Consider the following 13,469-nt stretch of genomic DNA (forward strand, 5'->3'; position numbering starts at 1 on the left):
AATATGAAAGTCAGCTGCTTTGCAGCTGTTGACTGTATTTGTAATTCGGGCTATCGCCCTACTTACTCATACGGTATAGCCCGCCCGATATCCATGAATTCGCTCATGCAAGCCTGGCTCATTCATGGCTGCCGTCTGGGACTTTCATTGTAAAATAGCGGAAAAATTAGCGGAAAAATTTGCAAAAACCCTCTTTACACGGAGGGTTTTGTCATGTTATAATACAAAAGTTGCAAACTATCAAACACGCATGGAGATTCCCAGGATGGTGCCCTGCGGTGTGAGGCTGGGTCCGAGAGGAAAAGGATTCATGCGGAAGAATTTAACCAAAAGGAGAAAAAGACATGAGCGTTATTTCAATGAAACAGCTTTTAGAGGCAGGTGTTCATTTCGGACATCAGACAAGAAGATGGAACCCTAAAATGGCTCCATACATCTACACAGAGAGAAATGGTATCTATATCATCGACTTACAGCAGTCTGTAGGAATGGTTGACGATGCTTATAATGCAATCGCTGATATCGTAGCTAACGGCGGAAATATCCTTTTCGTTGGTACTAAGAAACAGGCTCAGGACGCTATCAAGACAGAGGCTGAGCGTTGCGGACAGTTCTATGTAAATGAGAGATGGTTAGGCGGTATGCTTACCAACTTCAAGACTATCCAGAGCCGTATTGCGAAACTGAAAGAAATTGAGACCATGGAGTCTGATGGAACATTCGATGTTCTGCCTAAGAAAGAAGTTATCGCTTTAAGAAAAGAATTAGATAAACTTCAGAAGAACCTTGGCGGTATCAAAGAAATGAAGAGACTTCCAGATGCTATCTTCGTAGTAGATCCTAAGAAGGAAAAGATCTGTATTCAGGAAGCTCATACACTGGGAATTCCGCTTATCGGAATCTGCGATACTAACTGTGACCCAGAAGAACTGGATTACGTAATCCCGGGTAACGATGACGCTATCCGTGCTGTAAAACTGATCGTTTCCAAGATGGCTGACGCAGTTATCGAAGCAAACCAGGGACAGACAGACGCTGAGGGAGAAATCCAGGCTGAGTCTGAAGAGTTCGCTACAGAGGAATAATTTGTGAAAATTCTGGACATCAGCTGTGAATGAGCTATGCCTGCATAGGCATATCCACAGCTGACGGACAGGTCCTTACAACACACTATCATCAGGAGGAAATGAAAATGGCTATTACAGCAGCACAGGTAAAAGAGTTAAGAGAGATGACCGGCGCTGGTATGATGGACTGTAAGAAAGCTCTTACAGCTACAGAAGGCGATATGGATAAAGCAGTAGAGTTCCTTCGCGAGAAAGGTCTTGCTACCGCTCAGAAGAAAGCAAACCGTGTTGCAGCAGAGGGTCTTTGCAAGACGCTTGTTGCTGACGACGCTAAGAACGCAGTTGTTGTTGAGGTTAACTCCGAGACAGACTTCGTTGCTAAGAACGAGAAATTCCAGCAGTATGTTGCAGATGTTGCAGCTCAGGCTCTGACAACTACAGCAGCTGATATCGATGCTTTCCTTGCAGAGGCATGGGCACTTGATACCACTAAGACTGTAAAAGAAGCTCTTGCAGCTCAGATCGCAGTTATCGGCGAGAACATGAACATCCGTAGATTCGCACAGATGAAAGAGGAGAACGGTTTCGTTGCTTCCTACACACATATGGGTGGAAAGATCGGCGTTCTTGTTGACGTTGAGACAGATGTTGTAAACGACGCTGTTAAAGAGATGGCTAAGAACGTTGCAATGCAGGTTGCAGCTCTGAAACCTCTTTACACAAGCGACAGCGAAGTAAGCGCTGAGTATATCGAGCATGAGAAAGAAATCCTTATGGCTCAGATTCAGAACGATCCTAAGGAATCCCAGAAACCGGAGAAGGTTATCCAGGGAATGATCGCAGGACGTATCAAGAAAGAGCTTAAAGAGATCTGCCTTCTTGATCAGGTTTATGTTAAAGCTGAAGATGGAAAACAGTCTGTTGGAAACTATGTAGCACAGGTTGCTAAAGAGAACGGCGCTAAGATCACAATCAAAGGCTTCGTTCGTTACGAGACCGGAGACGGAATCGAGAAGAAAGAAGAGAACTTTGCTGAGGAAGTTGCAAAGCAGATGGGTAAATAATCCATTAACTTAAGTTTTCTTTCTATTATTTTAATAAGTCTGAATTTAAGTATTTAAAGGCCCTGAAAGCCTTATAAACACTACGTTTCACAGTGATTATAAGGTTTTCGGGGCTTTTTTTAAAAGGTCTAAAGTCTAAAGTATCGCCAGGGGATTGGATGAATTATATGGATACAGCATCAAGACTATACCGTTATTCTTTTTCTGATCAGCTTCTGATCCATGCACAGCGTCTAAATGCAACAGCTTGTGCATCATTGGAACTGTGGAATGAGAAGATGCTACGCTGGGTAAATCGTGGCGCAAAGGGAATTGTCTTACTTGATGAAAATGGACAAAATACCAGATTACGTTATGTGTTTGATATTTCCGATACTCATATGGTAGCTGGAGGTAGATTTTCGTATCTTTGGCAGATGCAGGAACATCAGAGAGAAGAGATTCTTTTTCACTTGACAAAAGTCTATGGTCTGGAAGAAAAAGAGATGGAGAACTTGCAGGATGCGTTAATGGCGGTTGCAAGAGAAATGGTTGATTCAGAATGCCGATGAATGGATATAAGCTGGATTTAGTTGTAAAATTTCTGGAAGTTCACATAAATAAGAATTTACACCGACTCATAATTATGATACAATTATAGCACAAGAAAGAGAGGTGTTCATTATGCCAACAATTATGCCGATTAGAGATTTAAGAAAAACCAGTGAAATATCGGAACTGGCACATAAAAAGCAGGAACCAATATTTATTACGAAAAATGGATATAGTGACTTAGTTGTAATGAGTTCAGAGCTGTATGAACGTTTTGCCCAGACAAACAAGATCGATCAGGCAATTTATGAAGCAGAACAGGAAGTCACAGAAGGAGCAGAGCCGATTTCATTAGAAAGTGCAATGGAACAGCTCAACAAGAAATATTATGGATAAATATGAGATAATGCTGTATCCAAGAGCGTACCGGGATATTCATGATATTTATGCTTATATTGCACTTGAAAAATTGTCACCTGAAACTGCAAAAGAACAGACGGATCGGATTTGGCAGGCAATAAAAAAGCTGGAACTGTTTCCAAAATCGCACCAGGACCGTCTGGTAGGCCGCTATGCCGGAAAAGAATATAAACAGCTGATCATTGACAATTATATTGCTATTTTTAAAGTTGATGAAAACAAGAAAAAAGTATTTGTATTGACAGTGCAATATCAGGGAAGGCAGATGTAAACGAAAGGGTTGAACTGCTGTACAAAATAACATTTAAGAATGATAGTCAGATATAAAAAGGACACAGACAGTCAAGTTTCGATTGCCTGTGTCTTGTTTTGTAAAAATAAAAAATTTTTGAAAGCAAATTCCCATATTTTAAGTCTAATAGTTATAAAAACAAAAAGGGGGAATAAAATGGAGGCTTTGGTAACAGCTGCTAAAAATGGAGATAAAGAAGCGTTCGTTCAGCTGATCCGGATAAATAAGCAGAGCATGTATAAAGCTGCCTGGGTTTATCTTCGGAACGAACAGGACATTGCAGATGCACTGCAAAATACGATCCTGTCCTGTTATGAAAAGATACAGGGATTAAGGGAAGTGAAATATTTTAAAACCTGGCTGATGCGGATTCTGATAAATGAATGCAAAGACATTCTCCGTCAAAAGAACCATGACACGGAACTGGATAATTTCTCAGAAGGTGTACATTGTGAAGATCTGGACCTTTGCGAATGGAAACAATTGCTTTTATGTCTGGATGAAGAAAGCCGGAAAATCGTGGAACTCTATTATTTTGATGAATTTTCTGTAAAGGAAATTGGTAATCTTCTTGAAATGAACAGCAACACCGTATCAACCAAACTTTCCCGGGCAAGAGCAAAATTAAAAAAGGTGATCAGGAGGTGAAGACTATGGATGAAAAAGAAATCAGAAAAATTTTAAAAGAAGAAACTGTGATACCGGACAATATTGATAAAGCTATGGAAGATGTTCTGAAGGGAATTTTGGATTCTCCAGATGAGAGAATGAGCAGCACGAAGAATCTAATTGTAAAATCAGATAAAGGAAGATCAAAAAATTCAGGGAATAAGAAAAAAATAATCCGGATTCTTCTTCCTGTGGCTGCTGTATTAGGCGTCAGCACCGGCGTACTTGCAACAAAACTTGGATGGCTTCACAAAGAACTGGAGCAGCAGGGGGGTTACAGAACAGGAAGCTGTTCAAATGGTTGTCACAGAACCTGATTCAACTGCAGAAAATGTGGAAGATGTGACTTCTTATCATATAACGCCAAAGGAGAGGGATTGGAACCAGTCTATGCTGTCTGTTACAGAAGCGTATTTTGATGGCAGCGGTTTCAGCTTTCTTGGAGATCCTTCCGGGGCGGTGGAGAATTATACGCTCAGCTGCCGTGACCATGCGACAGTGAATGGAGAAGATGCACTTGCAACTTTGAATAAGATAGACGGGGAAGCTCTCTATTATGGACATATTACCCTGTATGATGATGCTTTGACAGAGAAAATATTAAATGAAGATTCCCAGGTAGAGGTTTCCATGACCATTCAGGCATATCCGGATTATAACGGCAGGATCTATTACACCTGGAAAGATGATGAAGCTTTCAGAAAGATTTTTAAAACTGGTTCTTTTACAGATTCAGAAGGAATGCTGGCTTATGCACTGCCTGCGGAGGATGCTTACAGAGGATATACGCCGCAGCCCCTTACAGTAACCCTTCCGTTAAATGATGAAGTACGGGATATTATAGAAAAATACAGAAAAGAAGGAAAGATGCAGGCGGAAGATACTGGTGTAGAACCCATTTCGGATTCTACGGAAGAGAGTACACAGGAAACAACAGACTCAGAAAATCCTTCAGATGCTACGGGAGCGAATGAGAAATATGATCCGGAAACAGCAGTATGTAAGAAAATCAATCAGCAACATGACGGAGGGATATGATTATTACGATACAGAGATTCTGTTGAATGGGATCCCGGTGGGCGGGCTTTCTCAGCATGGTTATCTGGGAAATGCAGGCTTTGGCCCTGCGCCTGAAGACTGTTATTTCAACATACCGATTCCGCTTCAGTTGAAAGTGGAAGAAACAGTTACTATGCTTCCAATGGAAGAAATTATGAAGTCAGTGGAACAATATGTAAAAGAAGGCAAAATTGGTCTCTTCACGGAACAGGACACTGCGGAGGAAACAGAATCCACCACGATTCCAGTTACAAAAATATGTTTGGAATACTATATTGATGAAACCGCAGACGGAATCACATACAGACCTGTCTGGAGCTTTCGCTGCCCTTACCAGTGGAAAGATTCCCCGGACGAACAGGAACTGTTTTACATAGACGGGGAAACGGGGGCACTGATTCGTGATGCGTTTGGCTGGTAGGTATGAAAAAAAGAGCCGGATCCATTCCGAATTAGAATAAGTTCAGAACCCCCAGTTTATTCAGTAAGTTGCGTCAAATTTGCGTAAGCTTTATGAGCAGAACCGCGCAAATCCATATAAATAAAGCCTGTTCACAAATACTTCGCAAAGCAGATGGGTAAATAATCCATTAACTTAAGTTTTTATTATATTATTTTAATAAGTCTGAATTTAAGTATTTAAAGGCCCTGAAAGCCTTATAAACACTACGTTTCACAGTGATTATAAGGTTTTCGGGGCTTTTTTTGTATTTTTCTAAAAATCTGCCTGTTGAGGAAAATATATTGCATTTTCATCCATATTCTCTTACAATTACAAGTAGAATAAATAACGAAAACAGAATTGGAAAATGGATTTAAAATGCAGAACACTTTTGAAAAAAACTGTCTGGCCCGGAGAGGGAATGCAGCTGCTGAAAAATATGGGGTTTAAAACAGCTGCCATGGCATTGCGTGATGACTCTGTGGGAATTGACAACCAGACACTTCAAGCAGAAGAGAAGCTGGCTATTGTTCTCGGAACAGAGGGAGACGGGCTTTCCTCACAGACGATTGCAGATTGCGATTATACAGTGAAAATTCCCATGTCTCACGGTGTGGATTCCTTAAATGTGGCTGCCGCAAGTGCAGTGGCATTCTGGGAACTTGGGTATATTAACAGACGGAAATAATTGTGTATATAGAAATCGCTTTCAGGATAGAGTTAAAACAGAGATGCAGGATAGAGTTAAAGCGGGGACGCAAGACAAATGAAAGATAATAACTATAAGCAAAAAGGAGGCTGCAGGTTATGAGTGATCAGATATTTCGGAAAAAAAGTCTGGACCGGATTTCCTCCCCGGAGCAGCTGAACGATTATATCCGGGTGGCAAACCCGGGCATATGGATGATTCTGGCGGCTGTCATCATACTGCTGGCCGGGGTGTGCGTGTGGGGGATATTCGGTCATCTTGATACAAAAACAGAGACTGTAGGAACTGCAAAAGCAGGAAAAATCACATGTTATATAAAAGAAACAGATATCCGGAATGTCAAAAAAGGAACTCCAGTGTATATAGATGGGAAAGAATATGAAATTGCGGAGATATCCGAAATCCCTGTGAAGCTAAAAGAGGAACAGTTGGAAAGTGCTGCTTTTGCAGTGGATGAAAGCGTATACACAGCAATCATCCATACAGGGCTGGCAGACGGAATCTACAAGGTAGAGCTTGTTACGAACCGGGTGTCACCTATGTCATTTGTAATAAATTGAGGTGACCATAATGAGTGCTGAGAAAAAAGTAAAACAGCCGATCACAAAAGGGGTGGCGAAGGTTCCTGTAGTCATGCAGATGGAGGCTCTGGAATGCGGTGCAGCAAGTCTTGCCATGATACTTGCCTACTATGGGAAGTGGATTCCATTGGAGCAGGTTCGCTTCGATTGCGGCGTATCCCGTGACGGTTCCAGTGCAAAAAATGTACTGAAAGCTGCAAGAAGCTATGGGCTTACAGCCAAAGGATACCGCTATGAACCGGAAGATCTGAAGAAAACAGGTCGTTTTCCCTGTATCATCCACTGGAATTTTAATCATTTCGTGGTACTGGATGGCTTTCGAGGAAATAAAGCTGTTATAAATGATCCTGCCAAAGGAACCTATGCAGTTTCAATGGAGGCTTTTGACGAAGCTTTTACCGGAATCAGTCTGCAGTTTGAGCCTTCTGAGAATTTTGAGCCAGGGGGAAAGCCAGTCTCGGTACTTCGTTATGCGAAAAAACGCTTAAAAGGCACAGGCACAGCGATTGCGTTTGTTGTCCTTACTACATTGATCTCTTCCTTGATCGGCATTATAAATCCTGCTTTTTCCCGTATTTTTATGGATCGGCTGCTGACCGGAGAGAATCCGGACTGGGTATTTCCTTTTCTCATAGGAATGATTCTCATGGGAGTGGTACAGTTGACTGTTATGTGGATTCAGCAGGTATATTCCCTGAAGATCAATGGAAAGCTGGATATGGTTGGAAATGCCACCTTCATGTGGAAAATACTGAGAATGCCTGTAGAATTTTTTTCACAGCGCATGGCAGGGGATATTCAGGTACGCAAGAATACCAATGCTTCTGTTGCAGAAGGGCTGGTGAATACGTTTGCGCCGCTGGTTTTGAATTCGCTGATGATGATTTTTTATCTGGTGGTTATGATAAGGTACAGTCCTGTTCTTACGCTGATGGGTGTAACCTCTGTATTTCTGAATCTGCTTCTTTCTAACATAATATCGAAAAAAAGGGTAAACATTGCCCGTGTCCAGCTGAAAAATGCAGGCAAACTTGCAGGTGCAGCCGTGGCTGGTATTGAGATGATCGAAACCATTAAGGCTACCGGCGCAGAAAATGGCTTTTTTGAAAAATGGGCAGGTTATCAGGCCGGAGCCAATACAGGAGCAGTAAAATTCCGGAAACTGAACAGTGTGCTGGGACTTCTTCCAGGGCTTATCAGTACTCTGTGCAACACAGCAGTTCTGATGACAGGAGTGTTTTTTGCAATGCAGGGAAGGTTTACTGTGGGTATGATCCTGGCATTTCAAGGCTTTCTGAATTCGTTTATGGCTCCGGCAGCCAGTCTCATCGCAGCAGGTCAGACTTTACAGGAAATGCGTACGGATATGGAGCGTGTCGAGGATGTTATGAATTATCCGGAAGACGTTATATGGGGAAAAGCAGATGGGAAAGAGCCTGAAGCCTGTTTGAAAAATCATTCGGAAAGCCTGTTGCAAACAGAATCCAGTCCGGAAGAGGAGTACAGAAAATTATCCGGTCACATTGAACTGAAAAATGTCACATTCGGCTACTCCAGGCTTGCCCAGCCGCTGATAAGGGATTTCAATTTGTCCCTGAAGCCGGGCAGCAGAGTCGCTTTTGTTGGACCTTCCGGCTGCGGCAAATCCACTTTGTCCAAACTGATATCAGGTCTGTATGCCCCATGGAGCGGCGAAATCCTTTTTGACGGTAAAAAGATATCAGAGATAGACCGGAATGTGTTTACCGGTTCCCTGGCTGTGGTAGATCAGGACATTATCTTGTTTGAGGACACTATAGCGAACAATATTAAAATGTGGGACAATTCCATCGAAGATTTTGAAATGATCCTGGCTGCACGGGATGCACAGCTTCACGATGATATTATGATGCGTGAGGGAGGTTATCAGTACAGGCTGACAGAAGGTGGAAAGGATTTTTCAGGCGGACAGCGCCAGAGAATGGAAATTGCCAGAGTTCTGGCACAGGATCCTACCATTGTTATTCTGGATGAAGCCACCAGTGCACTTGACGCAAAAACAGAATACAATGTGGTGAAATCTATAAAGGACAGAGGTGTTGCCTGTATTGTGGTCGCACACAGACTTTCTACCATCCGGGACTGCGATGAGATCATTGTGCTGGATGAAGGCAGAGTCGTGGAGCGTGGAACACATGAAGAACTTATGAGAGCCGGCGGAATGTACACTATGCTGGTATCAAATGAATAGGAGGCGGAAGCATTGGGCTGGTTTGACGAACAGATAAAACTTAGAAAGCAGAGCGATGACGATGCTTTCGCAGATTCTTTTGTGAAAATGGCAGGTGCCGTTATGGGGGAGAAGGTGCTTGCCTCGCTGAATGACGACCGTATTGTTGCCAAGAATGAAATCGATGAGATCCTGAAATTTTACCATGTAAAAAGCAGGGAGGTTCCGGATTCCATTGAGGATATGAATGAACAGCTGGAATACCTTATGCGCCCCTATGGAATCATGCGCCGCACGGTTTATCTGGAAAAAGGCTGGTATAAGGATGCAATTAGTGCCATGCTGGGCGTTATGAAAGAAACCGGAAAGATCGTAGCTCTTCTTCCCGGAAAAGTGTCTGGTTACAGCTATTATGACATTGAAGCTGGAAAAAGAAGAAAGATAACCCATGGAAATGAAGATTTGTTTGAAAAAGAGGCCCTTGCATTTTATAAACCTTTTCCCATGAAAAAGATGGGAATCCTTTCTCTGGCGAAATACATAATGGAGACACTTTCCGGGGCTGATTACGGGATGATGGTTCTTGCCGCACTTGCAGTGACTTTTGTGGGGATGCTGACACCGAAGATCAACCAGCTTATTTTTTCGGAGGTTCTGCCTTCTGGAAGCATGCAGCTGTTTTTTGCAATTTCGGTTTTTATGGTGTGCACTGCAATAAGCAGCTTGCTTTTTGAGGCAGTAAGTGCGATGGTAACTGCCAGGGTGGAAACGAAGCTGAGCTTGTCTGTAGAGGCTGCAACCATGATGAGGGTAATGTCCCTTCCGGCAGGTTTTTTCAGAAAGTACAGCGCAGGTGAGTTGTCCAGCCGTGCCAGCCAGATCAACTCACTTTGCAATATGCTGGTATCTACCGTATTTACAACAGGGATTACTTCCGTTTTTTCCCTTATCTATATCTCACAGATTTTTGCGTTTGCTCCGGCACTTGTGGCACCGGCGCTGACTATTGTAGCGGTGACGGTTGCGTTTTCTGTTATTTCTTCCCTGGTACAGATGGGAATTTCCAGAAGACAGATGGAGCTTGCAGGAAAAGAAAATGGAATGACATACGCTATGATCACTGGTGTCCAGAAAATAAAGCTTTCAGGGGCTGAGAAAAGGGCTTTTGCAAGATGGGGAGATTTATATGCCAAAGAAGCAAAACTTAAATATAATCCTCCTGTATTTATTAAAATAAATGCTGTGATCAGTACAGGGATTTCTCTTGCGGGTACTATTGTGATGTATTACGCAGCAATCCGGTCTGGCGTTTCCGTAGCGGATTACTATGCTTTTAATACTGCATACGGCATGGTATCCGGAGCTTTTCTGTCATTGGCAGGAATTGCTCTTACAGTAGCAAGGATAAGGCCTACACTGGAAATGGTAAAGCCGCTTTTTGAGACAGTGCCCGAGGTTTCCAGCGGAAAACAGGTGATTACAGGGATTTCAGGCGGGATCGAGCTGAATCATATATCGTTCCGGTACAACGAAAACATGCCTCTTGTACTGGATGACCTGTCTTTGAAAATCCACCCGGGACAGTATGTGGCGATTGTAGGCCAGACTGGCTGCGGGAAGTCCACCCTTATGCGTCTGCTCCTTGGATTTGAGAAACCTATGAAGGGAGCCGTTTATTATGACGGAAAAGATCTTGATAAAATTGATCTGAAATCGCTCAGGCAGAAGATTGGCGTAGTCATGCAGAATGGTAAGCTTTTTCAGGGGGATATTTATTCCAATATTGTGATCTCGGCGCCATGGCTGACACAGAAGGATGCCTGGGAGGCAGCAGAACTGGCGGGTATTGCAGAGGATATCCGGAAAATGCCTATGGGAATGAATACAATGATTTCTGAAGGCTCCGGCGGAATTTCCGGAGGACAGAAGCAGAGACTGATGATCGCCCGGGCTATTGCACAAAAACCCAGGCTGCTTATGCTTGATGAAGCCACCAGTGCCCTTGACAATCTGACCCAGAAAAAAGTGTCAGAAGCCCTGGATGGTCTGAAGTGTACCAGAATTGTAATCGCCCATCGGCTTTCTACTATTAAACAGTGTGACAGAATTCTTGTGCTGGATAAAGGGAAAATCATTGAAGATGGAAAATATGAAGAACTGTTAGAGAAAAACGGCTTTTTTGCAGAACTGGTAAAACGGCAGCGTCTGGATGCGCTGTAATAAAAAGAGATAAGGGGATATTTTATGCGATATATACTTGATTCCCGGATTGCCTTACGCTCCTGGCAGCAGGTTCCCTATGCATATTACCGGAAGGGAAGTCCATATGCCAAAGGGCTGAAAAAAGAAGAATTTGAGCTTTTGCGTTCCTGTGACGGAAAAAGGGAGCAGGAGGCGGATGATTTATTGGAAACTATGGCAGCCAGAGGCTTTATTCATCCCTGCAGAGGGGAAGAGAATCTGACAGACTGGCAGAAATACAGACATTGCGAGAACCGGTATTTTCCAAAAGTAAACTGGATGATAACCGGGAAGTGTAACTATAATTGTCTTCACTGCTTTAATGCAGCTGACAATGCCCCATCCATGAGCGAGTGGTTCCTGAAGGAAGCAGAAAAATTTCTGGATGAGGCGAGGGAATGTGGGGTAAATGCATTTACCATCACAGGCGGGGAGCCGATGCTTCACAGGAATTTTATGGACATCCTGACGGGAATTTATGAAAGAGGAATGTATGTAGAAGAGATCAATACCAACGGCTATTTTCTCAGGCAGGGAGTGTTGGACCAGATGAAGGAAAGAGGAATCCGTCCTTTAATGAAGATCTCTTTTGACGGAATCGGACATCATGACTGGCTTCGTGGACGAAAAGGAGCTGAGGAGGATGCAATCCGGGCCATCCGTTTGTGCAGGGCAAATGATTTTCCAGTAATGATCCAGACAAATGTGCACAGACACAATCTGGATACGCTTCTGGAAACAGCGAAGCTTATGGACAGCCTTGGGGTGTGGAAAATGCGCATCATCCGCACATCGGAGGCCCCAAGGTGGAAGGAAAATGCAGGTGATGCTGCTCTGGGACTGACGGAATATTATGACAGAATGCTGGAATTTGCCAGTGCATATATGAAAACGGGCTGCAGAATGGATGTGATCATCTGGCAGTTTTTGCGTCTGTATCCTGTATCTGGCAGTTATGGGATGATTCCTGTTTTGTACCGGGAAAAGGAATACAGGGATTCGCTTCCAGTATGCAAGGGGGTCAGAGGCATGGTGGCAGTTGCCGCCAATGGAAATATATTTCCCTGTCATCAGCTGTCTGGCACCTACGAACTGAATGGGGATATCCCTGGCAATGTGAAAAAGGAATCTCTGAAGCATCTGCTAAGTGACAGCCAGTATTTGTGTGAGGTATGTACGACTGTGGACAAAATCCGGGAGCACGACAGAAAATGCAGAAATTGTAAGTATTTCAAATACTGTGCGGGAGGATGCCGGGCACTGGCAATTGTGCTGACCGGGGACAAACTGGGGGCAGATCCCTCCAAATGTGTGTTTTTCGGACAGAGATATTATGAGAAAACTGTCAGTGCATTGCAGGAATATGAGAATTATACGGAAATTGCTTATAATCCGGGTACTGATATTTAATGGAAATTTAGAGCACATTTTTTCAGGCATGATGCAGACCGCAGATACATATGGAGTGGACCTGCCGGGGAAAAGGTGGCTGTAAATCTAATATAATTTTAAGGAGGATTTGACTATGGCAGAGAACAAAATGACAAAGGAAGTTTTAAAAGCTGCAAAGGGAACCGGATCTGTGGAAGAACTTCAGAAACTGGCGAAGGAAAACGGCATGGAGCTTGATGCTGCACAGGCAGAAGAAATGTATGCCAGATTACACCCGGTAACCCAGGAACTTTCAGATGATGAGCTGGACAATGTAACAGGCGGTGATTCCTGCGACGTAGGATACAGCTGCCCGAAATGCGGAAGTACGGAGGCTTCTTCCAGAGAGCCGCTTTATGGCTGCACCTATGTAACCTGCGCCTGCTGCGGTGCAACCTACTGGGATCCTACTTCCACCAAAACACAGAATTAATTGATTTTGGATGGAGGGATATTTTTGATGGAAGACGAAATAACAAAAAGAGAGCTTTCAGATGATGAGTTGGACAATGTGTCCGGTGGAGGATGCGAGGAGAATGCGCGAAACTGCTGTCCACAATGTGGGAGTACAGAAGCGAAAACAATTTTCAGTAGAGAAGACGGTTCTCTGGTTGAATGCGCTGTTTGTGGTACGGGGTACTGGAAAATTTAAAGCGCATTCCCAAAGTCCCTGGCTCGTAGCCTTTTAGTGGAAAATCCCGCAGTCCGTATTGATGATAACGGATTGCGGGATTTTTTATAAAAAAGATACTTT

15 protein-coding genes and 1 pseudogene are annotated in these 13,469 nt (G+C 43.4%); all 16 read left to right on the plus strand.

Going from position 1 to position 13,469, the window contains the following annotated elements; genetic code table 11:
- Nucleotides 1–344: 344 nt before the first annotated feature.
- The 16 genes and pseudogenes from rpsB (at nucleotide 345) to ACESTK_RS06295 (ending at nucleotide 13,367) form a co-directional block, all read left to right on the plus strand.
- Nucleotides 345–1,085 (plus strand): 30S ribosomal protein S2, encoded by a 741-nt coding sequence (rpsB, locus tag ACESTK_RS06220; protein WP_118579468.1) that lies wholly within the window; start codon nucleotides 345–347, stop codon nucleotides 1,083–1,085.
- Nucleotides 1,086–1,192: 107 nt separating this feature from the next.
- Nucleotides 1,193–2,131, plus strand: a complete 939-nt coding sequence (tsf, locus tag ACESTK_RS06225; RefSeq protein WP_195409702.1) for a translation elongation factor Ts — start codon at nucleotides 1,193–1,195, stop codon at nucleotides 2,129–2,131.
- 167 nt (nucleotides 2,132–2,298) lie between these two features.
- Complete coding sequence (locus ACESTK_RS06230; RefSeq protein ID WP_347160992.1) at nucleotides 2,299–2,682, plus strand: hypothetical protein; 384 nt, start codon at nucleotides 2,299–2,301, stop codon at nucleotides 2,680–2,682.
- 112 nt (nucleotides 2,683–2,794) lie between these two features.
- Nucleotides 2,795–3,058: a type II toxin-antitoxin system prevent-host-death family antitoxin gene (locus tag ACESTK_RS06235; RefSeq protein ID WP_118579486.1), complete on the plus strand. Its 264-nt coding sequence runs from the start codon at nucleotides 2,795–2,797 to the stop codon at nucleotides 3,056–3,058.
- A complete protein-coding gene (locus tag ACESTK_RS06240; protein ID WP_173715914.1) occupies nucleotides 3,051–3,353 on the plus strand; it encodes a type II toxin-antitoxin system RelE/ParE family toxin in 303 nt (100 codons plus the stop codon). Before ACESTK_RS06235 ends, ACESTK_RS06240 begins: the two co-directional genes overlap by 8 nt.
- A gap of 177 nt (nucleotides 3,354–3,530) precedes the next feature.
- Complete coding sequence (locus ACESTK_RS06245; protein WP_148461893.1) at nucleotides 3,531–4,022, plus strand: RNA polymerase sigma factor; 492 nt, start codon at nucleotides 3,531–3,533, stop codon at nucleotides 4,020–4,022.
- Between the two features lie 5 nt (nucleotides 4,023–4,027).
- Complete coding sequence (locus ACESTK_RS06250; protein ID WP_347160991.1) at nucleotides 4,028–4,360, plus strand: hypothetical protein; 333 nt, start codon at nucleotides 4,028–4,030, stop codon at nucleotides 4,358–4,360.
- Nucleotides 4,341–5,081: a hypothetical protein gene (locus tag ACESTK_RS06255; RefSeq protein ID WP_373119174.1), complete on the plus strand. Its 741-nt coding sequence runs from the start codon at nucleotides 4,341–4,343 to the stop codon at nucleotides 5,079–5,081. The genes ACESTK_RS06250 and ACESTK_RS06255 overlap by 20 nt, the downstream gene beginning before the upstream one ends.
- Entirely contained in the window at nucleotides 5,023–5,523 is a 501-nt protein-coding gene (locus ACESTK_RS06260; RefSeq protein ID WP_347160989.1) for a hypothetical protein, read from the plus strand. The genes ACESTK_RS06255 and ACESTK_RS06260 overlap by 59 nt, the downstream gene beginning before the upstream one ends.
- A 427-nt stretch (nucleotides 5,524–5,950) precedes the next feature.
- Nucleotides 5,951–6,232, plus strand: a pseudogene (locus tag ACESTK_RS06265) (TrmH family RNA methyltransferase); the annotation flags it as partial.
- A 119-nt stretch (nucleotides 6,233–6,351) separates the two neighbouring features.
- Complete coding sequence (locus tag ACESTK_RS06270; protein ID WP_347160988.1) at nucleotides 6,352–6,813, plus strand: hypothetical protein; 462 nt, start codon at nucleotides 6,352–6,354, stop codon at nucleotides 6,811–6,813.
- A 10-nt stretch (nucleotides 6,814–6,823) separates the two neighbouring features.
- The gene (locus ACESTK_RS06275; RefSeq protein WP_237963401.1) at nucleotides 6,824–9,064 is read left to right on the plus strand and encodes an NHLP family bacteriocin export ABC transporter peptidase/permease/ATPase subunit; all 2,241 of its coding nucleotides are present in this window, start codon (nucleotides 6,824–6,826) and stop codon (nucleotides 9,062–9,064) included.
- A gap of 12 nt (nucleotides 9,065–9,076) precedes the next feature.
- Entirely contained in the window at nucleotides 9,077–11,263 is a 2,187-nt protein-coding gene (locus tag ACESTK_RS06280) for an NHLP bacteriocin export ABC transporter permease/ATPase subunit (protein WP_373119176.1), read from the plus strand.
- 24 nt (nucleotides 11,264–11,287) lie between these two features.
- The gene (locus tag ACESTK_RS06285; RefSeq protein WP_347160985.1) at nucleotides 11,288–12,694 is read left to right on the plus strand and encodes a radical SAM/SPASM domain-containing protein; all 1,407 of its coding nucleotides are present in this window, start codon (nucleotides 11,288–11,290) and stop codon (nucleotides 12,692–12,694) included.
- Between the two features lie 115 nt (nucleotides 12,695–12,809).
- Entirely contained in the window at nucleotides 12,810–13,148 is a 339-nt protein-coding gene (locus ACESTK_RS06290) for a hypothetical protein (RefSeq protein WP_118579495.1), read from the plus strand.
- Nucleotides 13,149–13,175: 27 nt separating this feature from the next.
- Nucleotides 13,176–13,367, plus strand: coding sequence for a bacteriocin (locus tag ACESTK_RS06295; RefSeq protein WP_118579498.1), 192 nt, complete (start codon nucleotides 13,176–13,178; stop codon nucleotides 13,365–13,367).
- The last annotated feature ends 102 nt before the right edge of the window (nucleotides 13,368–13,469 follow it).

It is taken from the genome of Ruminococcus sp. Marseille-P328, assembly GCF_964249465.1.
Lineage (GTDB): Bacteria > Bacillota > Clostridia > Lachnospirales > Lachnospiraceae > Blautia_A > Blautia_A faecis.

Coding starts and splice junctions, on each gene's coding strand:
- rpsB (WP_118579468.1), top strand. CDS start 345: ATGAGCGTTATTTCAATGAAACAGCTTTTAGAGGCAGGTGTTCATTTC.
- tsf (WP_195409702.1), top strand. CDS start 1,193: ATGGCTATTACAGCAGCACAGGTAAAAGAGTTAAGAGAGATGACCGGC.
- ACESTK_RS06230 (WP_347160992.1), top strand. CDS start 2,299: ATGGATACAGCATCAAGACTATACCGTTATTCTTTTTCTGATCAGCTT.
- ACESTK_RS06235 (WP_118579486.1), top strand. CDS start 2,795: ATGCCAACAATTATGCCGATTAGAGATTTAAGAAAAACCAGTGAAATA.
- ACESTK_RS06240 (WP_173715914.1), top strand. CDS start 3,051: ATGGATAAATATGAGATAATGCTGTATCCAAGAGCGTACCGGGATATT.
- ACESTK_RS06245 (WP_148461893.1), top strand. CDS start 3,531: ATGGAGGCTTTGGTAACAGCTGCTAAAAATGGAGATAAAGAAGCGTTC.
- ACESTK_RS06250 (WP_347160991.1), top strand. CDS start 4,028: ATGGATGAAAAAGAAATCAGAAAAATTTTAAAAGAAGAAACTGTGATA.
- ACESTK_RS06255 (WP_373119174.1), top strand. CDS start 4,341: ATGGTTGTCACAGAACCTGATTCAACTGCAGAAAATGTGGAAGATGTG.
- ACESTK_RS06260 (WP_347160989.1), top strand. CDS start 5,023: ATGATCCGGAAACAGCAGTATGTAAGAAAATCAATCAGCAACATGACG.
- ACESTK_RS06270 (WP_347160988.1), top strand. CDS start 6,352: ATGAGTGATCAGATATTTCGGAAAAAAAGTCTGGACCGGATTTCCTCC.
- ACESTK_RS06275 (WP_237963401.1), top strand. CDS start 6,824: ATGAGTGCTGAGAAAAAAGTAAAACAGCCGATCACAAAAGGGGTGGCG.
- ACESTK_RS06285 (WP_347160985.1), top strand. CDS start 11,288: ATGCGATATATACTTGATTCCCGGATTGCCTTACGCTCCTGGCAGCAG.
- ACESTK_RS06290 (WP_118579495.1), top strand. CDS start 12,810: ATGGCAGAGAACAAAATGACAAAGGAAGTTTTAAAAGCTGCAAAGGGA.
- ACESTK_RS06295 (WP_118579498.1), top strand. CDS start 13,176: ATGGAAGACGAAATAACAAAAAGAGAGCTTTCAGATGATGAGTTGGAC.